The 21,939-nt window shown below is 41.5% G+C and carries 16 protein-coding genes; 1 reads left to right on the forward strand and 15 read right to left on the reverse strand.

Features of this window, described 5'->3' with window-relative positions:
• Window positions 1-35: 35 nt before the first annotated feature.
• From ACW6PM_RS04495 to ACW6PM_RS04550, 12 genes are all read right to left on the reverse strand, one after another.
• On the reverse strand, window positions 36-944 hold the full coding sequence (locus ACW6PM_RS04495; protein WP_456056351.1) for a tetratricopeptide repeat protein: 909 nt from the start codon (window positions 942-944) through the stop codon (window positions 36-38).
• An 84-nt stretch (window positions 945-1,028) separates the two neighbouring features.
• On the reverse strand, window positions 1,029-2,174 hold the full coding sequence (locus ACW6PM_RS04500; protein ID WP_456056352.1) for a YibE/F family protein: 1,146 nt from the start codon (window positions 2,172-2,174) through the stop codon (window positions 1,029-1,031).
• On the reverse strand, window positions 2,174-4,222 hold the full coding sequence (locus tag ACW6PM_RS04505; RefSeq protein ID WP_456056353.1) for a metallophosphoesterase: 2,049 nt from the start codon (window positions 4,220-4,222) through the stop codon (window positions 2,174-2,176). Before ACW6PM_RS04505 ends, ACW6PM_RS04500 begins: the two co-directional genes overlap by 1 nt.
• Before the next feature lie 203 nt (window positions 4,223-4,425).
• Window positions 4,426-9,024, reverse strand: coding sequence for an alpha-amylase family glycosyl hydrolase (locus ACW6PM_RS04510; RefSeq protein WP_456056354.1), 4,599 nt, complete (start codon window positions 9,022-9,024; stop codon window positions 4,426-4,428).
• A gap of 901 nt (window positions 9,025-9,925) precedes the next feature.
• Window positions 9,926-10,975 (reverse strand): flagellin lysine-N-methylase, encoded by a 1,050-nt coding sequence (gene fliB, locus ACW6PM_RS04515; RefSeq protein ID WP_456056355.1) that lies wholly within the window; start codon window positions 10,973-10,975, stop codon window positions 9,926-9,928.
• On the reverse strand, window positions 10,972-11,310 hold the full coding sequence (locus ACW6PM_RS04520) for a hypothetical protein (protein ID WP_306776665.1): 339 nt from the start codon (window positions 11,308-11,310) through the stop codon (window positions 10,972-10,974). The genes fliB and ACW6PM_RS04520 overlap by 4 nt, the downstream gene beginning before the upstream one ends.
• A 128-nt stretch (window positions 11,311-11,438) precedes the next feature.
• On the reverse strand, window positions 11,439-11,966 hold the full coding sequence (gene nrdG, locus ACW6PM_RS04525; protein ID WP_456056356.1) for an anaerobic ribonucleoside-triphosphate reductase activating protein: 528 nt from the start codon (window positions 11,964-11,966) through the stop codon (window positions 11,439-11,441).
• Entirely contained in the window at window positions 11,963-12,826 is an 864-nt protein-coding gene (locus ACW6PM_RS04530) for a DMT family transporter (RefSeq protein WP_308650267.1), read from the reverse strand. The genes nrdG and ACW6PM_RS04530 overlap by 4 nt, the downstream gene beginning before the upstream one ends.
• A 143-nt stretch (window positions 12,827-12,969) precedes the next feature.
• On the reverse strand, window positions 12,970-13,833 hold the full coding sequence (locus ACW6PM_RS04535) for a carbohydrate ABC transporter permease (RefSeq protein WP_022292696.1): 864 nt from the start codon (window positions 13,831-13,833) through the stop codon (window positions 12,970-12,972).
• A gap of 6 nt (window positions 13,834-13,839) precedes the next feature.
• Entirely contained in the window at window positions 13,840-14,757 is a 918-nt protein-coding gene (locus tag ACW6PM_RS04540) for a carbohydrate ABC transporter permease (RefSeq protein ID WP_456056357.1), read from the reverse strand.
• Between the two features lie 151 nt (window positions 14,758-14,908).
• On the reverse strand, window positions 14,909-16,303 hold the full coding sequence (locus ACW6PM_RS04545) for an ABC transporter substrate-binding protein (RefSeq protein WP_456056358.1): 1,395 nt from the start codon (window positions 16,301-16,303) through the stop codon (window positions 14,909-14,911).
• A 69-nt stretch (window positions 16,304-16,372) separates the two neighbouring features.
• Window positions 16,373-17,383: a LacI family DNA-binding transcriptional regulator gene (locus ACW6PM_RS04550; RefSeq protein WP_456056359.1), complete on the reverse strand. Its 1,011-nt coding sequence runs from the start codon at window positions 17,381-17,383 to the stop codon at window positions 16,373-16,375.
• A gap of 380 nt (window positions 17,384-17,763) precedes the next feature.
• On the opposite strand from ACW6PM_RS04550, the gene ACW6PM_RS04555 reads away from it, so the two are divergent.
• The gene (locus tag ACW6PM_RS04555; protein ID WP_456056360.1) at window positions 17,764-20,217 is read left to right on the forward strand and encodes a GH36-type glycosyl hydrolase domain-containing protein; all 2,454 of its coding nucleotides are present in this window, start codon (window positions 17,764-17,766) and stop codon (window positions 20,215-20,217) included.
• Between the two features lie 68 nt (window positions 20,218-20,285).
• On the opposite strand, the gene ACW6PM_RS04560 is transcribed toward ACW6PM_RS04555, so the two are convergent.
• The 3 genes from ACW6PM_RS04560 to ACW6PM_RS04570 form a co-directional block, all read right to left on the reverse strand.
• A complete protein-coding gene (locus ACW6PM_RS04560) occupies window positions 20,286-20,612 on the reverse strand; it encodes a DUF3837 domain-containing protein (protein ID WP_448754722.1) in 327 nt (108 codons plus the stop codon).
• Window positions 20,613-20,709: 97 nt separating this feature from the next.
• Window positions 20,710-21,186 carry a stage V sporulation protein AB gene (locus ACW6PM_RS04565; RefSeq protein WP_330022976.1) on the reverse strand — a complete coding sequence of 159 codons (477 nt, stop codon included), beginning with the start codon at window positions 21,184-21,186 and terminating at the stop codon, window positions 20,710-20,712.
• Window positions 21,179-21,808 carry a stage V sporulation protein AA gene (locus tag ACW6PM_RS04570; protein WP_456056361.1) on the reverse strand — a complete coding sequence of 210 codons (630 nt, stop codon included), beginning with the start codon at window positions 21,806-21,808 and terminating at the stop codon, window positions 21,179-21,181. The genes ACW6PM_RS04565 and ACW6PM_RS04570 overlap by 8 nt, the downstream gene beginning before the upstream one ends.
• Between the last annotated feature and the right edge of the window lie 131 nt (window positions 21,809-21,939).

Here is a 21,939-nt window from a genome sequence, read left to right on the forward strand (position 1 = left end):
TAGGTCATCTCGAAGCTATTACTGTATACCTAGTGTCACTGTATACCGATAATCTTCCTGAGTATCTCACCAAGCAGCTTTCCCAGCATAAGCGGAATGACAACAAGCACCACGTACCACAGAAGCTTGTCATACCACACCTTGCCATCATTTATCACACAGATAAAGTGCAGCACAACAACCGCCACCGCAAACACAGATGAAAACATCTGCATAAAGCTCGCAAGATGCAGTTTATTTGTCACTTTACCAAGGGTAAAAAGAATCATTGACGCAAAAAACATCGCTATATCCATCTCCCACGGTATCCTGTCTATATATGTGAAAATTTCAAACATATCACGATATTCCCTATGCAGCTCAAGGAATAAATCCACAGATGCTACCATGAGAAGTATTGCGCCTATCACTGAAAACAGAGCCGCAAAATATATATAACTATTTCCAAACCTGTTCTGTCTGAGCTTATATTTAAGCATCCCCTTCTTCTGCACATACTGCGTGCGCAGATAAGAATCTGTCGCAGCGGCAATAGCCCTGTCACAGTAATCTGATGCTGCCCTGTACACCTTGGCTCCTGCCTCATTATTTTTAAGAGCAAACTCCACAAGGCTCTCTCCTGCCCTGTTGTTGCCACGCTCCGTTGCCGTAACCAGATACCCTGCGCCAAGCTTCTGCTCCTTGCCATCAAAAAAGGTAGTGACAAGATACTGTCCGTAATCGGCAAGTGCATCCACATTTCCAAGCTCCACTGCTTTCTTCCACCAAAACACTGCGCGCCCCGGATCTCTGTATGTGCCCTGTCCTCTTTCAAACATATTTGCTGCCATATTCATGGCAGCCGCATCGCCTGTCTCTGCCAGAGACAGAAACTGACGGAATGCTCCCTCCATATCATTTTGTCTGTATGCCACCATAGCCATATCAAACGCTGTACTTTTCATATTGTTCTCCTTGACAGCCTTTGCTGTTTTCTTCTTATTATAATGTATTTAAAGCGATGATAGCAATATGACTTCTTTCCCAATTTAGTATATGTTTTTCTTTAGTGCTACAGCAGATATTGCGGACACAATAGGCACCGTGAGTATTACTCCAAGCGTCGCTGAAACTCCCTGAATTATTTCAATTCCGATTGAATACATATCAAGCACCTGATAATACTGATAGTTATAGCTGTAAATATATACAAAGGTATTAATTGAACCACCAGCAAAGGCAAGAATCAGCGTGTTGGACATGGTTCCCATCATATCCTTTCCTACATTTATGCCTGATTTAAACAGCTCTTTGGTGTCAAGCTTTTGATTTTTATCATGAATCTCATTAATAGTGCTTGCTACAGACATGGCAACATCCATCACTGCGCCCAGAGCTGATATCAGTATTCCTGCAAACATCAGCTCTCCCACCTTTATATCTGTCATCTCACCAATATAAATAAGACTTTCTATGTCATCCACATTATAGCCGGATATATGGCATATTTTTCCAAATATAAATGCAAAAACAGCTGCCAGCACAACGCCTATTATCGTGCCGACGATTGCACAGATTGATTTTGCAGTAAATCCATCTATCAGATACATAACAACAACAGTTGTTATAATTACCACAAATGCCGCCGCAAAAATAGGAGACACCCCTCTGTAGATAAGCGGCATAAATACAAATAAAATACAGCAAAAGGTAAACACAAGCCCTACAGCTGATTTAAAGCCCTTGAGTCCTCCTATTAAAACTAAAACTATAAGGAAAAAGGCAATTATCATATACAGCTGATTTCCTCTGTCATAGTTATAGACACTTACCGTTATAAGCTCATCCGACTCGCTGATTATTACTATTACCTTTGTTCCTATTCTACATCTGGCACCATACAGATACGATGAAGAACTGGTGGCATCCAGGATTTCTCCCTTATGCTCACCAGTTCTTATTTTGACTTTTATCTGCTGCTGCCCTGCCCTGACATTGTCACCTTCACCCGTAGAGCCATCAGAAGCCTTTGAAGAGCTATCCGAATAATCCGAGCTGACAATCTCTGTCACCGTCGCTTTTTCAAAATCACGGCCATCAGTTGATTGAAGCTCTGTCTTTTCTACATTGTTCAGTGATATTCCAAATGCAACTATCAGAGCAATACTTATTATTGCAATACAGATTTTCTTCACTATTTTCTCTCTTTTCCAGCAAATACTACTGCTGTTCCTGCTGCTCCAAGACCAATCACACAAACAATTGTCCAAAGCAGTGCCTGTGACTCATCACCGGTCTTAACCTTAGATGTTGATTTATTGTTTGACTTTTCTGAAGTCTTCTTTGCATCCTTTTCTGATGCTTTCTCTGATTCAGATGTCTTTTCTGTTGGCTGCTCTGATGATTTTTCTGATTCAGATGTCTTTTCAGTTGACTGCTCTGATGATTTTGGCGGTTTCTGTGCATTCACCTTTACCAGACCGTTTCTGGCTGTTGTCAGGTTTTCAAGCACCTTGTTGATCTGTGCCTGCTCAGTCTCAGGGCTGATACTGTTTGCGGCATCCATCGCATCCTTTAAAGCCTTCCAGCTGGTAGCTGTGTAGTCCTTCTCTACCAGGGTATTATCTGTAAGCTCTTTATTTATCTCTGCAAGCTTAGCATCAACTGCTGATTTGTCTGCAGATTTTACAATAGTAACAGTATTATCAATTGCACTGTCATTGTCAGTACGATAAGTGTTAATTGTCATGGTTGTCTCTGTCACATCAATAAGTGAATATGTAGGGACATCCTCCTGCCATCTGTTTGCTATATATGACTGCTGACGTGATACGAGGTCATAATACTTACTTCCTGATGAACTGCTGGCTGTAAGATAAAGAATTCCCTTAGGATCTACCACATACTCTCCTGTCTCGGTAATTCTGTCTGCATCCATCACAGATGTAAGATAAGATAAATAAGCCTTTTCTGATTCATCTGTTGTGTCAGCTTGGATATTTCCCGGTGCTACGGTCAAAGTACCCTCACCTGTATAGTCAATGTCCTTATCTAGCATTTCATCAAACTCATCATCAGTATATGTAACTGTCTTTTCAGTCTGATTGTCTGAAAGAAATTTACTTCTTGAATAAGCATGGTCATGTCCTGTAAGCACGACATCTATACCATATTTCTCAAATGTCGGTGTAAGCGCATAACGTAAATTCACAATCTCAGGCTCATTTGAATGCTCTGCTGAGCCATAGATATCCTGATGCAAGGTAACTACCTTCCACTTGCAATTGGCATTTTTTGCAACTGTATTCTGGATAAACTGAATATGCTCTGCTGAGTTTGTATCCTGTGTATTAAGCATCATAAAAAGCACATCACCATATGTGAAATAATAATCGCCACCTACTTTTCCATTATCTCCCAGATTGCTGAGGTTTGGAACATTAAAATGGTACTGATAATTGGCATTGTCTGCATCATGATTACCGACTGTTGTTGCTACCGGCAATGACGCAAGTGTATCCGGTGAAAGATATCCTGCATACTCTATCTCACTTGTTGTAGAGCTCTTTCCCGGGGCTTTTTTCTTTGTTGTCTGAATCTGGTCTCCTGCTGACACGATAAAATCAGTCCCTGCACTCTGTATCTTTTTCAATGTCTGTGACCAATTGTAGCTGTCATTTGCTACCGCATTGCTCTGTGCATTGTAAAACTCCTCTGTATCAGAGCCCTTTAACTCATTGGATGAACCAATCTGTGGATCACCAACAAAAGCAAATCTGAATTTATCTGTATTTCCCGTTTTAAATGACTTTATTTCCTTGTCATCCACCTTATAGTAATATGTGGTCTGAGCTGCAAGTCCTGAAATAGTTGCCTTATTGCTATTGTATTCATTTCCGTCTTTATCCTTTTGTCCGGTGCTCTTAGTCGCAATCAAAACAGTCTTTCCATCGCTTAAATCTGCCTTTAAACCATATGTCAGTGAGACTGTATCTGTTGTCTTTGAATACCATGCAAAGTTCATGGTTGACTCATTAACTCCCGGTGTCATAGAAACAGTTGTCCAATCCTTTCTGAGCCTGTTCTCCCATTCATTTGTCTTCCAGCTTGTAAAGCTTTCACCATAAGAAGACTCTGCGCTAGAGTTTCCATCCTTTGCTGCCTTTGCAAATATTGATGTTGCCGGTGTGATTATCATTGTCGCTGCAAGAAATGCCGCAATGATCTGATTTCTCTTTTTCATTTTATTCCTCCATGTGTAAATCATTTAACCATAATGGATTATACAGTGCCCCGGTAAACTCTATACTTGCTCTATGTAAAAACTATGAGATATTTTATGTGAATACTGTCGTTGCAGGTCACCATGAAACATGTACAGCAAAATGCCGCACCCGAAGGTGCGGCATCTAAGAGGTTTATAAAATGTTTAGTTTAAAAGCTGTTTTATTTGCAAGCTCTCTTCTTGCGATATGTAGCTGCTGTGATTGCAACCATTGCAAGTCCGAGTAAGCATACATATGTAGCTGCTTCATTGTCATCGCCACTCTTTGGAGCTGCTTTTTTGGTATCAATAGCAGCCTGGTCTGTTACGGAAATAACGTAATCAGATGCATGAGTGAATGTAAGTAATGCTGAACCATCATCTGCAATCTTTACAGACATCTGACCCTCAAGTGCCTTTGTCTTTGTATTGTAATAGTAAAGGTTAGCATACTTTCCGGCATATGACTTTCCAATGTCGATTGAAAGAACCGGTTTGAAACCAAACTCACCTTCATGTGCGAGGCTGATTTGTACTACCTTCTTTGCGTCCTTTTCAACCTTAGCTGCCTTAATAACATCCTGAGGAATCTTTTTGCTGTCAACTGTAACTGACATATTTACATCCTTTGCAGGAACCTTAGACACGTCAGAACCATTGATAATCCACTTGATTCCATCTCCCATATCAAGAACAAGCTTCTTTTGCGTTCCCTTGATGGCTGCAATTGCATCCTTTGAGATAACTCCTGTTTCATCCATCTTTACAACGATAGTTTCCTTTGCAGAAGCATTCTTGATTGTTTCTACCTCTTTAGTCCAGTCAACCTTTGCTGCCGGTGTAGGATCTTCCTTGCCCGGATCTGCCGGTGTTGGATCTGTCTTGCCAGGATCTTCTGTTTTCTTCACCTCAGCAAGAATGATTGTTCCACCATCCTTTGCTGCCGGAATGCTTACTGTTACTGTCTTATCAGAAGAAACAGTATATGTTTTACCATCATAAAGATTTTTAACTGTATCTCCTGCATTTGCATTAACCGGAACTTTTACTTCTTTTGCGGCATCCTTGATATTCATACCAACATATAAGGTTGTTCCTCCATATGATCTTGAAACTACATCATAGCCTTCCTCATCAGAACTTGCCACAACCGTTCTGCTTCCTCTTGCAAATACGTCTGTGTATGCATTACGGATGCTCAGCAGATTCTTATAATGCTGATATGTGACATTGTCCTTTGTTGCCTTAGAGAAATCCATGTCATATCTATTAGTCTGATATGGATAATTATTTAATCCGCTTAAACCAACTTCTTCACCATAATAGATAACCGGAATACCCTTTGCAGTAAGCTGTAATGTAGCTGCAACTAACGCTGCTGATGTTGCCTCATCCTCGGTATATTTTTTTCCGTTCATTAAAGCAGCCTTAAATCCATCTTCATCATGACTGCTTAAGAACTGACCTGTCATGTATGTGTTATTAAGTGCTGAATTTCTTGCAGAAAGGAATTTCTCTACAGAAGAAATATTGCCACTTACAAAGCTTGTTGCCTGGTCATTAAAATCGAAATCAAGGTCTGCATCCATCTGACCAGTACCTAAGGAACTACCATTTGATGCATATCCTGCACCAAAGTATTCACCAATCATCTTGAAAGACGGATTTACTTCTGTTGTAGAATTTTTAAGTGCTGCCCATGTTGTGCTGTCAACATGCTTTACAGTATCTACACGGAAATAATCAACTCCATAATCCTTCATCCATGATGTCTGCCATTCTACTAATTTTGCCCTGACATCTGCATTCTCTGTTGCAAAATCCGGCAAGCCAGACTGCCATGATTTAATATCGCCTTCACTGACGCTCTTATCCCTAAGCATATCAGCAAATGTTGATTCTGTACCATATCCTGCATGGTTTACAACAATATCAACCATAATACGCATACCACGTTTATGTGCTTCGCTAATCATAGTTTTAAATTCTTCTGTTGTACCAAGTGTAGGATTCAATTTTGTAAAATCACTTGCCCAGTATCCATGGTATGCTGCATTATAAGGAACATCTTTTGACCCCTCATCTGTAACATCTACTCCCTGAATATTCTCTACAATTGGTGTAAGCCAGATTGTATTTACTCCTAAATCCTGTAAGTAATCTAACTTAGCTGTTACACCTGCAAAATCTCCACCATGATACAGTCCAGGGTTGTCTCCGTATGTATTTGCACCACTTGCTGTATTATTAGATTCATTACCATCAAAGAAACGGTCTGTCATCATAAAGTAAACAACAGCTTCATCCCAGTCGAAATCTTTTTTGTTTTCCTTCACACGGTCTGTGATTTCAACATCCACTGTAGTACTGAATTTATTACCATACTGGTCTGTTACAGTAATTGGTAATGTCTTAATTCCTAATTTTGTATCTGTTGTTGCAGAAATGGTAACTGCCTGTAATTCCGGTTCAATCGGCATTGCATTGCTTCCTCCAAGGGAAGAAACATCGATACTTGCACTAGCTACTTCTAATGTTTTAGCATCTGAACTATCCTGTTTAACCTTAAACTTAACAACATCATTCTCGTTATAATTAAAGGATTTATTCATAACTTCTGCTGTAACTGTTGCATTTAATTTATAGTATTCAAAATATGAATAATCTGCATTATTATACTTTTCGCTGTTTGAATTGAATGCATCTACAGCATAAGTTCCATTTGCTTTGTAACGATAATGTGTTTTGCCATCTGTTAAACCGCTCTTTACATACTCAAAACGCTTTGTTGTATCATTGTATGTCATTGGATACTCTGTTCCGTTTACGTCAACAGATACGGTCATATCCTTTAAGGTGCCACCTACAAATGCTGCATCATCACGATAGTAATATGATACCTGCTGTTTTTCTGCATCTACTTCATAGCCAACATTATATGGCATAGCAATTTCCGGCTCACTGCCGGCTTTCATGCTGGCATATATAACCTTCTGGTCAGAAGGGAATGTAACTGAATGGTCTCCACCATCTTTAATCCATGGGTCACCTGTTGAATCTAATGCAATACAAAAATCAACCTTTGTGCAGGATGGTTTTGCAGGAATCGTTACTGTCCATTTATCTCCACCTACGTATTTAAAATTGGTTAATACTGAAGCATATCCTGATGTCCATGTATAGAACTGTGGTGTAATACCTTTTTCTTTTAATCCCGGATTCTCATAATCCAATACAAGGTATCTCTTTTCCGTTTGTTTAATTACCGGTTTCTCATGAACCGGATCTGAACCATCCACATAATATAATACTTCATTCTCATCACCGCTTATTGTAAAAGAACGATCTGCGGTATCAGAGCCGCCATCCCATCCCTGTGTTATGTCATAACGTGCCTTTAATCCTACTGTTTTTTCCACATTACTGCCGGCAACTGTAATGGTCTTTTTAAACCATGTCACATCATTTTCAGCATCATAATATGTTCCGTCAAAAACATAGGAACCGTTTAATCCGGCATTCCACATCCACAAATCAACTTTTCCCATGTCTGTGTCTGTTGATAAATCTTCATTGTAATAATAAATTGTAAATGTGTGATCTGGAACCGGTGCCTCCCAACTGTCCGGTGCTGTTTTATATACGGTTGTATCACCACCAGCTTTGGTTCCGGTAACCCAGAGTTCAGTACTTGTTGATGTTACAGAAACATCAATATTATCCGTCTGTGTCCCACTGTTATTATTAAAAATACAGCTGAAATTCTGTTTTACATCCTGTGTATATACTACATCATACCATCCGGAATGGTCAGCATTTTCTGAAATCTGTCCGCCTGGCCATTCTTTTCCAACACCTGCTCCTGTTGCAGAGGCATCTACATTCCATACATGATTGTAAATAGTACTTCCCATTCCTGATGCAAGATAATGAATGGTTGTTACGTATTTCCAATCAGCAGGTTTTTTCTCTGACAAAGAACCATCGAACCAGTACTCTGCCTCTGCCTTTCCTTTCGTAGAAAGTGTTACTTCGCTTAACTGGTTTCCATGTCCTTCATCATTTAAAATGAGATTATAATCTGTACTGTTATCTAATGTCAGATGCATTGTATACCAGTCTTCATGACCTTCTGCTGCAGTCATGGTTTTTCCCGGCCATTCACCTACCGGCTTATTATCTCCCTGATATATATATGCCGCAACATCATCGCCTAATGTGCTCTTATAATTAATCGTCAGATCACATTCTGTTGGTACAGACTCTGGAATCAATGTTTCCTTCTTTGAAGCATCCTTATACCACTGATATTTTCCATTGTCATCCAATAAACAATAGATGCTAGTATCAGAAGTAAAAGTCTTAATCTGCTCAATTGCAGCTTCTTCTGTCTTTATCTCCGGTGCAGCCTTCTCATCAGAACCTGCATCAACAAACTGAAAACCTGTCCACTCGCTGCTCTGTACATCTACATAATAGAGTCTTGTGCTTTCCTCATATGCAAGCTTTGGTTTTTCCTGATCCCCCCATTGTGAAATGGTGGCATTTCCTGCGTCATGGTTATTTACCGTAGCACCGGAAGCCCAGACATTGACAACCGGTGTATTCCAGGTACTTGGTTTGTCCAAATACAACCGGATTGTCGGGCTCGCAGCATATGCAGTGGTTGCACCACCGATTGCCGGAACCATGGTCACAATCATAGCAAGTGCAAGTACCATACTAAAGATACAGCTTACAATGCCATGTTTCCTGTGAAAGCGTTCTTTTAACTTTCTCATATTTCCTCTCCTTTTCCTTTTTTGTTTGTACGAAAATTTCCTTTCGCACGTTTTCGTACTTATATTATAATATTTTCGTTGGTTTTCGACTATTGGGATAAACAGAGAATTACTTTACGAAATTTTGGTGAAATTTACTATTTATTCATTTTTATGTAACATATGCGAAATCTTTTTGGTACTAAAGGTCCTAGATATAATAGATAATTTTTCATTCGAAATTTTGTGAATTATTTTTTAAGCTATTTCCGGTTTTATTCGAAATCCTGGAGCTGCACTGATCTTTGAAAGGGAAGTTCTCACATTTCTTTTATTGAGGGAAATCTCTGTTTATGTGAAGTTTTCAAGGTACCAATTTATGGTTTACAAGGGATTTATAGCATAGTAGGCAGACCTTGGGGAGCTGTAATCCCTAAATCTTTTAAAACAGCTCCACAAATTCAGCCCAAAAGCCGGAAAAATTACGAGAAAAGTAGCTGAAACTGCAAAAATTCCTAAAACAGCTCCCAAAACCAGCCCAAAAGCCGGAAAAACCGCGAGAAAAAGTAGCTGAACCTGTAAAAATTCCCAAAACAGCTCCCAAAACCAGCCCAAAAGCCGGAAAAACTGCGAGAAAAAGTAGCTGAACCTGCAAAAATCCCTAAAACAGCTCCCAAAACCAGCTCAAAAATATGAGGATTCTGGCATAATGGCGGAAGCCTTTAATTATTTCACACAAAAAGAGCCTGCACATTTCTGTGCAAGCTCCTTTTGAAAACTAAAAAACTAAAAAACTATAAAAAAGGGAAAATGATGAATTTAACCTTTTACGAAATGTATAATATCACATATTGTGGTCTGTTTGCAATACTTAATTAAAGAGTTTATTATTTTTTAATTATAGATTTAATTTTTTAATCAGCTAGCCCCAGATGATTTCTTCCTTGGCTGCCTCCACGTTTTCCTCGGAATGCTCCACTTCCTTAGAGAAGATTCTTGCAACCTCCATCTGGTCCTCTATGGTGAAGTTGCCACCGTTTTTGTAGAAACGTGTGGCATTCATATCCCTGACTATCATGGTAAACATGACGCTTAGATATGCATAAACCATGATATTTGAGTCATAGATTGCATTCATAATATATCTGAAGGTAAAGTATACAAGAAGCTGCTCAATATCGTTTTCACGGTAATCGCTGCTGTCCATGTACTCCTTCATGCGCTTTTCATAGTCCTTCTCTGTGAGGACTGACTGCATATCATCCTTGAAATCCTGCCATACCTGGCGCAAAAGCTCCATCTCATTGATGATACCGAAGCGGATATCAAAGTGCTCATATGAGAAATCATTAAATGAAAGCCAGTCTATATGCTTTTCAACATCATTTTCGCTGAGCTTCTTCTGATACTCGTTTGCCCTGTCAAGGTACTCCTCAACGCGTGCTCCGATTGGCTTTGTCCTGTCCTGGAGTATGGCAATCAGCTCGCGCTGCACCTCCTCAAAAAAGGCTGCCTCCTCCTCTGTGACACCCTGGTCATCATCACTGTCTCCAAAAAGCTCCTGTTCTACAAACTTAACAGGCTTCGTTTTGCTGAAAAATATTCGGCAGACCTCCTCGCACGCAAGGCTCAGACACTTCTGCTCCACGTTTCTGTACTCTATGCCAAACCTCGGGAAATCGGTACACACCTCACTAAGTGATGCCTCTCCCGCCGCTATGTACAAATCACACAGATTCTTGTCGTTTAGCATAATACAGCGGCCGCAATTGTTTGTGCGGATACCGTGCCCGCCATCCTCTGTCTCATACATGCCCTTTCTCAGGCGCTCTCCGACCTCTCCGGGCAGTGTCTGATAATACTCATATGAATCCTCATCAATATCAATCTCCCAGCCCAGACAGCAGCTATCCTTGCAGTCTCCGGCTATACAGCTAAACTCTGAAAAATAATCAGGTACACGGACTATCATACTTCTCTCTCCTTCAGTAAATCTTCGTTTGTTGTATCACTGTGCTTATTTCTGAAGCGCGCTTCTATAGCCGCCCAGTCAGGGTCCTCATTTCCCTTGAAAAAATTGTAGCCTATGTATCCGATGCACCACACAAGCCCTGCAAAGGTCGTAGAAAATGCTATCTTTATGATACTCTTAAGCAAAAGCGGAAGTGTCAGCATATCATTGCCAAATGCAATGATAATCACATGAATAGGCTTAATCAGCATAAGCCATCCTCCCACATAAAGCGCCGCTAAAATCCCGAGCGCATAGCACAGTATTCCTAATAATCTGTCGCATTTTTTCTTCATTTCAAATCCTCTTACAAATTTTTTATCAAATTTTTCATCAATTTCTTTTCAAATTCTCTTCTCAAATTTTCTTATCAAATTCTCTTTTTCTAATTGCAATATAGTTATTCAGTCACACACATTACGATTTATATTTTCGTAAATTCCAGTATGGACACCTCTCCTGCCTCTCTTGTCTTTTCCATGTCTATTACACGCTGGTTTGCAGAGCCCTTGAATTTGAGCGTGATATCCTTCTGCTCCTCTATAAACGGACCATCTACCAGAACATCTATCATGGATAAAAGCTCATCCGTATACTCTGTGTGCTTGCGTCCGTTTGCAAGCAGCTCCTCGTACAGATAGCCTGTGTAGGCCCACACATCCTTATTGGGATAGCGCTCCTTGACTCTTCTCATAAACGGCACAAGTGCCTCCTGATTCTCCTCCTCAAACGGATCACCGCCTAAAAGGGTAATGCCCTGCACGTAGGCAGGCGCAAGCGAGTCGAGTATCTCGTTTTGTATCTGCTCATCAAACGGCTCTCCATAGTCAAATTCCCATGTCTGCGGCTGAAAGCAGCCCTTACAATGGTTCCTGCAGCCTGACACAAAAAGCACAGTACGGCAGCCCAGTCCGTTTGCGATGTCACAATATTTTATTCCTGCATAGTTCATATATTTTCCTCGTGTCTGAGATTATAGTTCCATTTAAAAATCGCACTGCCTATTATTATAACATATCCTATCACACTTAGATAGTCCGGTATCTGTTGTAAAAAGACAAATCCAAGCAGGGCGGCAAAAATAACCTGTGAATAGTCGAACACCGATATCTCCTTTGCGGGCGCCTTGGTGTATGCCTTTGTGATTGAAAGCTGCCCACCTGTAGCTGCGGCTCCTGCAAAAAGCAGCATGACAATCTGATATGCACTCATAGGCTTTGCCCCTACAAAAAGAAACGGTGCTGTCACTATACATGAAAATACCGAAAAGCACATGACTATCACAGGGCCTCTCTCGCCCTGCTTACCGAGCTTTCGTACAAATGTATACGCAACACCTGCGCCAAAGCCGCCTATTACACCAATCATTGCATTTAAAAACTGCATATTCATGGATGGCTTTACCACAAAAACAGCACCTATAAATGCCGTCACCACGCACAGCCACTCTGTCTTGTTTGCTTTCTCCTTAAGCACAAAATATGACATGATTATGGCAAAAAACGGTGACAATTTGTTTAAGATATTGGCATCTGCAATGGCCAGATGGTCAACAGCATAGAAATTGCATATGAGCCCTGTTGTTCCAAAAAAGCTTCGCAGAAAAAGTCCCTTCCAGCTATCCTTTTTTATTTTGAAGCCTTCATCACTTTTTGCAAGTAAGATAACAGCCGCTGCCGCTGCTACCGCATTCCTGAAAAAAGCCTTCTGCATGGTCGGCAAATCGCCCGACAGCCTCACAAAAAATGTCATCAGGGCAAAAAAGAACCCTGCCATTATGATATATATTATTCCTTGTTTCTTATCGTTCATACTTATAGTATAACGTATTCTGTCAAGAGGGCGGGAGAAAAAGCCTGCCATTTTGCTCGTAAAAAAGGACCGCCCAGGTGAGCGGTCCTTTTTAGATGAAGGGAAAAATATAAAAAGAAAATTGTTTTAATCAATGGTCTGTATCAGCCCTTCACACTTCCCATGGCAACACCACCTACGATGTGCTTTGAAAGAATAAGGTAAACCACTATTACAGGAAGGATAGAGAATGTAATCATCATGTATACCTTTCCCATATCAAACTTCAAGAAATCTGCACTTCTAAGCTGTGCTAACAGGATTGGAAGTGTCTTCTTGTTGTTTTCGTGTAATATAAGTGCCGGAGTGAAGTAATTGTTCCAGCTGCTTACAAAGGAGAAAATTGCCTGTACTGCTATTGCCGGCTTCATCAACGGAAGCACGATATGATTAAATGTCCTAAACTCTCCGGAGCCGTCAATTCTGGCTGCCTCAATAAGAGACAACGGAAGCGAGCTCTCCATATACTGCTTCATGTAAAAATATGTGACAGGTGAAGCAATTGTCGGAACTATAAGCGGAATAAACGAATCCATCAGTCCCATGCCTGTTACCAATTTAACAAATCCAAGAGCTGTAACCTGTGTAGGAATCATCATAACCATCAGTATAAAGGTGGAGATGAATTTCTTGGCCTTGAACTCATATGCATGTATGGCATATGCTGTCATTGTCGAAAAGTATACACACAATACTGCACTGCAGGCTGCTACGAAAAGGCTGTTAAACATACCTCTTATGACCGGAAGTGTGTCATGTAAGAGTGAGTTCCAGTTGTCAAGCAGATGCGTACTCGGAATTGCCGTAAATCCTGACTGGAGCTCTCCGTTTGATCTGGTCGCATTGATTATCATTACGTAGAACCAGAACAGACAGAAGAAAGAGATTATCACAAGCACGATATATGCTAACGCACGTCTGGCATGGATTCCCATACCTTTATTTTTTTTGTTTACATTTGCTGCCATATCGACCTACTCCTTTCTCTTATCATCATTGCCGCTGAGCTTGAATACCGCTATACTAAGTATTGCTGTGATGATAAACAGTATGACTGAAAGTGCACCTGACATTCCATAATCCTTACTGTACAGACGTTTGTTTAAGTACATGATAAGTGTCATGCTCGATCTGACCGGATTACCGGTTCCGTTTGTCAAAATCTGTGGTACATCAAAGAGCTGTAAGCCACCGATAAGGGATGTAATGATTACATATATCAGTATCGGTCTAAGGAGCGGAAGTGTTATCTTAAAGAACACCTGTGTGGATGTTGCTCCGTCCACCTCTGCTGCCTCAAACAGTGACGTATCAATTCCAAGCATACCTGCCATAAGCAGGATGGTTGTATTACCAAACCACATCAGACAGTTCATCAATGCGATGAGCCCTCTTGTACTGCCAACATGTGACAGGAACTTGTACGGCTCTGAGATGAAGCCTATCTGCATAAGCAGATTGTTTATAGGTCCACCATCAGCAAACAATGTAAAGAATAACAGTGAAAACGCTGAAGCCATAATCAGATTTGGCAGATATATAACTGTTTTAAAAAATCTTGTTCCCTTGAGCTTTAAGCTGACATCCGAAAACCATGCTCCAAGGAGCAGTGATAAAAATATCTGCGGTATGAAGCACATGATCCAAAGAACCATTGTATTCTTGAAATACTGCCAGATATCACCGGATGTGAACAATTTTTTATAGTTTTCAAATCCAACGAAATTTGGTCCTATTTGTGTAAGACCTGACATATAATTTTCAAAAAAGCTGTTGTAAATAGTAGTGATTAAAGGTACCAGTTGAAATACTACGTATACAACGATAAACGGAATCAGAAAGATATAGCCCCATTTGTTATATCTGACCGCTTTACCTCCACTCTTTTTCATAATACCTACCTCCCAACTGGTATTGTAGTCAATGGTGATGTAATGCTGTAAACTGATTTTAAAAAGAATACCCCGCCTGCCTGCTTACGCAAGGCAGACAGGGTATTTATTATTTTATATTGTTAGCCCTATAGTCAATTCAAAAACTATCTTATTCTGAAAGGTCAGGATATTTCTCAACAACTGCCTTCTTGAAGGTCTCAATAGCTGTATCCTTATCGCAGTTTCCTTCGAAGTAATCCTTCATAGCCTTCTGGAATTCCTCGTTGCAGCCCTGGTCATATGCTGAAAGGTTGCTTAAGTCGAGAGTCTTAACACCTGCTATATACATTGGTAATGGATTCTGTCCACCAAGTATTGTACTTGTGTAAGGCTTGTCGTCCTTGCCCATGATTGTTCCGTCTGCAAGACCATCCATAACTGTGCTGTTGTTTACGAAATCATCATCCTTAACAACGATATCCTTCATGATGTCATCGTCTGTTGTCATCTTGAGCATGATATCCTTTACAAGGTCAGCATTGTCTGTTCCCTCTGCTGCACAGATCCATGTACCGCCCCAGAAGAAGCCCTGTGGTCCCTGGGCTGCACCCCAGCCGCCCTGATTTCCGATAGAACCTGACTCATCTGCTGCCATTGAGAAGTTTACTAACCATGCAGGTCCAAAGTATGAGAATACCTTTCCTTCCGGATAGAAGCCCTTCTTCCAGTCATCTGACCAAAGATCTGCTGTTCCTGTCTCGCCTGCGTCTACAAGCTTCTTAGAATCATCAACCCACTTCATGATGTTGTCATCAATCTGGATCTTTTTGTCATCGCTTACCCATTTCTTTGAAACGTTGTTAGAGTATACACGGTATGTATCGTTTGCTGTAGATGTCATCTTGTAGCCTGCTGCTTTCATCTTCTCAGCTGTAGCATTGAAGGTATCCCAGTCAGATACTGACTTCTGAACCTCATCCGGATCATCTGTTCCAAGTACCTCTTTTGCTGCTGCTCTGTTGTAGAAGAGAACACCCGGGCAGCCCTGCCATGAAAGACCCTTTAGGTTGCCATCTGAATCAGTAACGACATCCTGTGTGTACTTGTACTGCTTAGAGATATCGCTGTCTGTGATTCCTAAATCCTTGATTGGCATTGTGTAATCAGAATCTACATACTTAGGTGCGTAGTCAGCCTCTACCAGGAATAGATCGATCTTGTCATCTGCAGATGCATCAGTCTGCTTCAAAAGTGTCTCATCAAGGTTGTTCTGGTATGCATTGTTCTCACTAGGTGTAATGTTCCAGACTACATCGATATCTCCGATTTTACCATGTGTCGCATCCACCTTCTTATAATCAGGATAGTGGTCTGTGAGACGGCTCTGAAACTCTTCATTCCAGCAATAGATGTTGAGTGTCTTGCCATCGTTTGTCACTTCAGTTTTTGCATCGCCCTTCTTATCAGAGCTTCCTGTGTCGGATGTATCTCCGCTGCCACAGCCTGCCAGTAATGATGCTGCCATTGTTGCGCAAAGTAATGCGCTTACGAGTTTCTTTTTCATAGAAAATCCTCCTTCTCGCTTCAGGTTTAAACCTGTTAGTAAATGTTAGTAAAAAAGTAGTAAAATATATTAAATTCTGCCTACGGACTCCCCCTCCAGCAAAATTCCTTCAACAACAGCTCTCTCCACAAGTGCTGTTTTAGGCTTTTTAATGATGCTTATCAATCTGTCCGCTGCTTCCCTGCCTATCTTGTCAGTGTCCTGTCTGATAGTGGTGAGCTTCGGGCTTAGCATCTGTGAAACTCTTGTGCCATCGTATCCTGCTATGGATATATCCTCCGGAATCCTAAGGCCTCTGCTTCTTATAACATTGATGCCTCCGATTGCCGCCGTGTCATCCGGATAGATGATACATGTAGGTTTGTCAGGTAAATCGAGTAAATATTCTGTCTGCTTTGCAACATCCTCTGTTTCCAGATACCTTGCTTCCCTGACATACTCCTCAGGAATATCTATTCCATGATTCTCAAGTGCCCTGTAATAAGCTGCCAGCCTGTCTCGTGTAACGCTCGAAAAATCCTGTCCATGTATGTAAGCGATTTTCTTATGTCCCATACTAATGATATAATCAAGCAGGTCGCCCATGCACTTCACATTGTTGGAACAGACCGCCGAACAACTGTAATGTACGTGGTCGATCGTGACCACCGGTATGTCGCTGCTCATCAGCTCCTGTACCTCTTGGTCCTGAAACCTGGCACAAACGATTACGACTCCATCGAAATTTCTGTACTTACAATGCTCAAGGTATGATAATTTCTTGCCGACCGGGCTTGTATTGATAAATGTGATATCATATCCAAGCATCTCAGCCTGTGCCTTGATTCCGTTTAGCACTCCGGCAAAATACTCATGCGTAAGTCCCATTCCTGCCTCATCGAAATACAGTACTCCGATGTTGTTCGACTCGTTTGTCTTAAGAACTCTGGCCGCAGCATTGGGAAGATATCCCATTTCCTTAGCTATCTTCTTTATTCTGTTTTTGGTCTCGGCACCAATATCCTTCTGGTCATGTAATGCCTTGCTGACTGTCGCTGTCGAAACACCACATCTTTGTGCTATGTCTTTCAGTGATACCATATCGTTTCCTCATTTCGAATTGATTGCGTAATCGTTTTCGTATCTTTACTATACCACAAGTCGTTGATTTTGCAACCCCTAATTTACATTTTCAACACTTTTCACACTTTTTCATATCTTGTATTGTGCAAATTTTATAGTATTACGTTGTATTTTTCAAACGTTTACGTTTTTCCTCTTATATTATGCATTCACAATTACTTAAGCGGATATCATCTCATCAGCATTTTTTACTATAATATGCAGTTTTCTTTGTGTATATGTCATAAAACCATTGTTTTTTGTTGTTTTACGCTTGATTTTTAGATATTTCCAATATATACTTCTATGTATAAGTAACTTAAACGTTTACGTGTATTTAAAAAAAGGAGATTACATATATGAAATTTGGACACTTCGATGATCAAAAAAAAGAGTACGTCATCACCTCTCCAAGGACTCCATTGCCATGGATCAACTACCTTGGATGTGAGGATTTCTTTTCTCTGGTATCAAATACCTGCGGTGGCTACAGCTTCTATAAGGATGCAAAGCTTCTGCGTCTCACCAGATACCGCTACAACAATGTTCCGTACGACAGCAACGGACACTACTACTATATAAAGGATGGCGACACCATCTGGAATCCGGGCTGGATGCCTTCCAAGACCGAGCTTGACTCATACGAATGCCGTCATGGCATGGGCTATTCTGTTTTCACAGGAGTAAAAAACGGCTTAATGGCTCAGCTTACCGACTTCGTTCCTATGGGCTCTACCTGCGAGATCAATAAGCTCACATTAAAAAACACATCTGATAAGAAGAAAGGCTTTTCGGTTTTCTCATATGTAGAGTTTTGTCTGTGGAATGCCATGGATGACATGACCAACTTCCAGCGTAACTTCTCTACCGGAGAGGTTGAGATTCACGCCGGTGGCTCCCAGCTCTTCCACAAGACAGAATACAGGGAGCGTCGCAATCACTATGCTGTATATGCTGTAAATGCCCCTGTGGACGGCTTTGACACAGACAGGGATTCATTCCTAGGTGCCTACGGCGAAAACAGCGCACCATCAGTTGTAGTAAATGACCAGTCTAAGAACTCTGTTGCAAGCGGCTGGGCTCCTGTCGGCTCTCATCACCTGAAGGTAGCTCTTGAGCCGGGTGAAGAAAAAACATATATTTTTGTACTTGGATATGTGGAAAATCCTGTAAACGAAAAATGGGTCGGACGCGCTGAGGATGGAATCATAAACCGTGCTCCCGCAGATGCACTCCTTGCCAAATTTGACACCACTGAAAAAGCCGACGCTGCTTTAGCAGAGCTTAAAGCTTACTGGGATAAGCTGCTTGGCCACTTTACCATAGCTTCATCCGAAGAAAAGCTCGACCGCATGGTAAATGTATGGCATCAGTATCAGTGCATGGTTACATTTAACATGAGCCGCTCTGCTTCTTATTTTGAATCAGGCATCGGACGAGGCATGGGCTTTAGGGATTCCTGCCAGGATCTGCTCGGCTTCGTGCATCTGATTCCGGACAGGGCAAGGGAGAGAATACTCGACATCGCAGCCACACAGTTTGAGGACGGCTCTGCCTACCACCAGTATCAGCCTCTCACTAAAAAGGGTAACGCCGACATAGGCTCAGGCTTCAATGATGACCCGCTGTGGCTTATCGCTGCTGCCGCTGCTTACATCAAGGAGACAGGTGACTACTCTATACTTGACGAATCAACACCGTATGACAGCGATCCTTCAAAGGCAACTGACTTTATGGAGCATCTGCGCCGCTCGTTCAACTATACTATCAATCATCTCGGGCCTCACGGACTGCCGCAGATTGGACGTGCTGACTGGAATGACTGTCTGAACCTAAACTGCTTCTCTGAGGAGCCGGGCGAGTCCTTCCAGACCTTCGGACCATCTGAGGGACCAAATGCCGAGTCAGTTTTTATCGCAGGCATGTTTGTAAAATACGGAAAAGACTATGTAGAAATCTGCAGACACAGGGGACTTTGCGACGAGGCTGACACAGCCAGGAAGGCTATTGAACAGATGGAAAAAATCGTCATGGACGCCGGATGGGATGGCGAGTGGTATCTTCGTGCATACGACCACTACAAGCACAAGATTGGTTCCAAGGAATGTGAAGACGGAAAAATCTTTATTGAGCCACAGGGCTTTTGTGTTATCGCTGAAATCGGAAAGGATGAAGGGCTCTGCCTTAAGGCAATGCAGTCTGTTGAGAAATATCTTGATACCAAATACGGTATCGTGCTCTTACAGCCGCCTTACCACAGATATCATGTGGAGCTTGGTGAAATCTCTTCTTATCCACCTGGATACAAAGAGAATGCCGGCATCTTCTGCCACAACAATCCTTGGATTTCTATAGCAGAGACTGTTATCGGCCGTGGAAACAGAGCATGGCAGGTATACACCAGAACATGTCCTGCATACATTGAGGATATCAGCGAGATTCACCGCACCGAGCCTTATGTATACAGCCAGATGATTGCTGGAAAAGATGCGCCTAACTTCGGTGAGGCAAAAAACAGCTGGCTGACCGGTACTGCTGCATGGACCTTTTTAGATGTCTCACAGTACATCCTCGGTATCCGTCCTGACTACGATGGTCTCATCATAGATCCTTGTATTCCTGACACTATGGACGGCTTTACAGCTAAGCGTGAGTTCCGTGGCAATACTTACCACATTGCCGTCAGAAATCCTGCTCACGTACAAAAGGGTGTGACAAAGCTCATCGTGGATGGTGCTACTATGGACGGAAACATGATTCCTGCTATAAACGGAACCGGACACGATGTTACAGTCGAGGTTACAATGGGCTAATTTTCCCGTAGCTCATAATAAATTGCCCAGCCATACATGGCTGGGCATTGTCGTGTTTTGATATAATTCTATGTAATTGAGACCTGCCACATATGCTCCTCGGTCTCACCCATGTGAAACATCTCTTTGGTCTGTTCATCGTGAGTATCATCAGGCTCATAGTTGCCTAGAAGATGCACGAGATACTTCTCCTGCTCATCTGCCGGCGAAACCTGCTCAATGTGTTTTTGCAGCTCCTCAAGAAGCTGCTTTGGCTCCATGTCGGCATCGACTGCGATTCCAAAACACTTCTTCGCAAGACCTGCTGTATAGTACAGCTCGTAATTACTTACAAGCACTGATTTCTGGCGTAAGCATTTTAGTATGATGCTTTGTCTGGCTATTGATGTAATCATATTTTTTCCTTTCCTTTTTCCGTATTTCCATTATACCCTATTTGTCTTTTGTTTCAATAGTATAACCTGATATAGCTAAAGATAACTTAAGAGAGCCCTATGAAGTGGCAACAAATCCCGTCAGGAAATAATAAAGTGCTCCAAGCGCCTTTCCTATTGCCATGGAAATCACTATGATGCCAAGACCTGCGCGAAGCTTCATGCGCTTATATATGATAGGGAACGTGTGCAGAATTTCTGCGAGCGCCACTGCAATACAGCCGACAAATATGCCGACACACAGTCCATAAATTGCAATAATTATATTACCGCAGATAATGGTTACAAGTTTCTCTGACACATCTGCAAAGCCCAGATTATATGCCGTATCAAGCACTGACGATATATTACCTGCCACCACACCACATATCATGACATTTTCTATAAGTATTATATTTTCTATCCTGCTGCACCGAAGTATACGCGGCACCACTCCTATCACAAGCACAAATGCAAACACTCCTGCTGATACCCCGGCTCCTGCCAGAAACGCTATGACTGACAAAAATATTTCACGCAATATATATTCAAACATCCTGCTTTTCCTTTACCTTGTCTATTATTGTGTCCCATGTATCCTTGTTATGCTTATCCATCTCCACCTGAATCGGCGTGACATCATCGGACAGCTTACGTTTTCCGATATGATTGAAAAAAAGTATGATTCCGACCGCCAGACCAATGCAGTAAAACACCTCAAGCACCGACACCTGTGGCTTGTCCACACCCATTATCTGCTTATAGAAATGCTCAAACACACCTGATATCGAAATATCATTATTAAAAGCCATGATGGTAAATGCCGAGCCGAAAAATATGAGTATACACACCGCTGCTACCTTTAATGCCTCAAGAATCTTATTTTTGCTGTTGTCGTCATACTCTACAAGCACCTCCGGCTCACCTATACTTATAACCTGTGCATCATCATAGAGCTCCGTGATTTGCTCTATTATTTTCATTACAGGTATCACGCTCTTTTTCCCGCGTATCTTATCCACAATCATTCCCTTTATATGTCCCTCATAGCGTGAATATTTGCAATACACACTTGCTATGTCATTGATGCAGACCTGCCTACGGTGAAGTGTTTTCTGCTGCTCTGCACGTATATACACGAGGATTTTTTCTTTTGGGGTATCAGTATGCTCCGGCATTTTCATGCTCCCTTCTAACAATATGATATGAATATAATTTCCATTTATATTGATTTTATGCATAAAATACACCTGCATAAAATACACACATGTAATTAAATCAATATTTTTCGTGCGATATATTGTTTTTT

This window comes from Agathobacter sp., assembly GCF_977054825.1.

What these genes read in the sequence shown, in the direction of transcription:
- ACW6PM_RS04495 (WP_456056351.1), bottom strand. Translation starts at nt 944, where the DNA reads ATGAAAAGTACAGCGTTTGATATGGCTATGGTGGCATACAGACAAAAT.
- ACW6PM_RS04505 (WP_456056353.1), bottom strand. Translation starts at nt 4,222, where the DNA reads ATGAAAAAGAGAAATCAGATCATTGCGGCATTTCTTGCAGCGACAATG.
- ACW6PM_RS04510 (WP_456056354.1), bottom strand. Translation starts at nt 9,024, where the DNA reads ATGAGAAAGTTAAAAGAACGCTTTCACAGGAAACATGGCATTGTAAGC.
- fliB (WP_456056355.1), bottom strand. Translation starts at nt 10,975, where the DNA reads ATGATAGTCCGTGTACCTGATTATTTTTCAGAGTTTAGCTGTATAGCC.
- ACW6PM_RS04520 (WP_306776665.1), bottom strand. Translation starts at nt 11,310, where the DNA reads ATGAAGAAAAAATGCGACAGATTATTAGGAATACTGTGCTATGCGCTC.
- nrdG (WP_456056356.1), bottom strand. Translation starts at nt 11,966, where the DNA reads ATGAACTATGCAGGAATAAAATATTGTGACATCGCAAACGGACTGGGC.
- ACW6PM_RS04530 (WP_308650267.1), bottom strand. Translation starts at nt 12,826, where the DNA reads ATGAACGATAAGAAACAAGGAATAATATATATCATAATGGCAGGGTTC.
- ACW6PM_RS04535 (WP_022292696.1), bottom strand. Translation starts at nt 13,833, where the DNA reads ATGGCAGCAAATGTAAACAAAAAAAATAAAGGTATGGGAATCCATGCC.
- ACW6PM_RS04540 (WP_456056357.1), bottom strand. Translation starts at nt 14,757, where the DNA reads ATGAAAAAGAGTGGAGGTAAAGCGGTCAGATATAACAAATGGGGCTAT.
- ACW6PM_RS04545 (WP_456056358.1), bottom strand. Translation starts at nt 16,303, where the DNA reads ATGAAAAAGAAACTCGTAAGCGCATTACTTTGCGCAACAATGGCAGCA.
- ACW6PM_RS04550 (WP_456056359.1), bottom strand. Translation starts at nt 17,383, where the DNA reads ATGGTATCACTGAAAGACATAGCACAAAGATGTGGTGTTTCGACAGCG.
- ACW6PM_RS04555 (WP_456056360.1), top strand. Translation starts at nt 17,764, where the DNA reads ATGAAATTTGGACACTTCGATGATCAAAAAAAAGAGTACGTCATCACC.
- ACW6PM_RS04560 (WP_448754722.1), bottom strand. Translation starts at nt 20,612, where the DNA reads ATGATTACATCAATAGCCAGACAAAGCATCATACTAAAATGCTTACGC.
- ACW6PM_RS04565 (WP_330022976.1), bottom strand. Translation starts at nt 21,186, where the DNA reads ATGTTTGAATATATATTGCGTGAAATATTTTTGTCAGTCATAGCGTTT.
- ACW6PM_RS04570 (WP_456056361.1), bottom strand. Translation starts at nt 21,808, where the DNA reads ATGCCGGAGCATACTGATACCCCAAAAGAAAAAATCCTCGTGTATATA.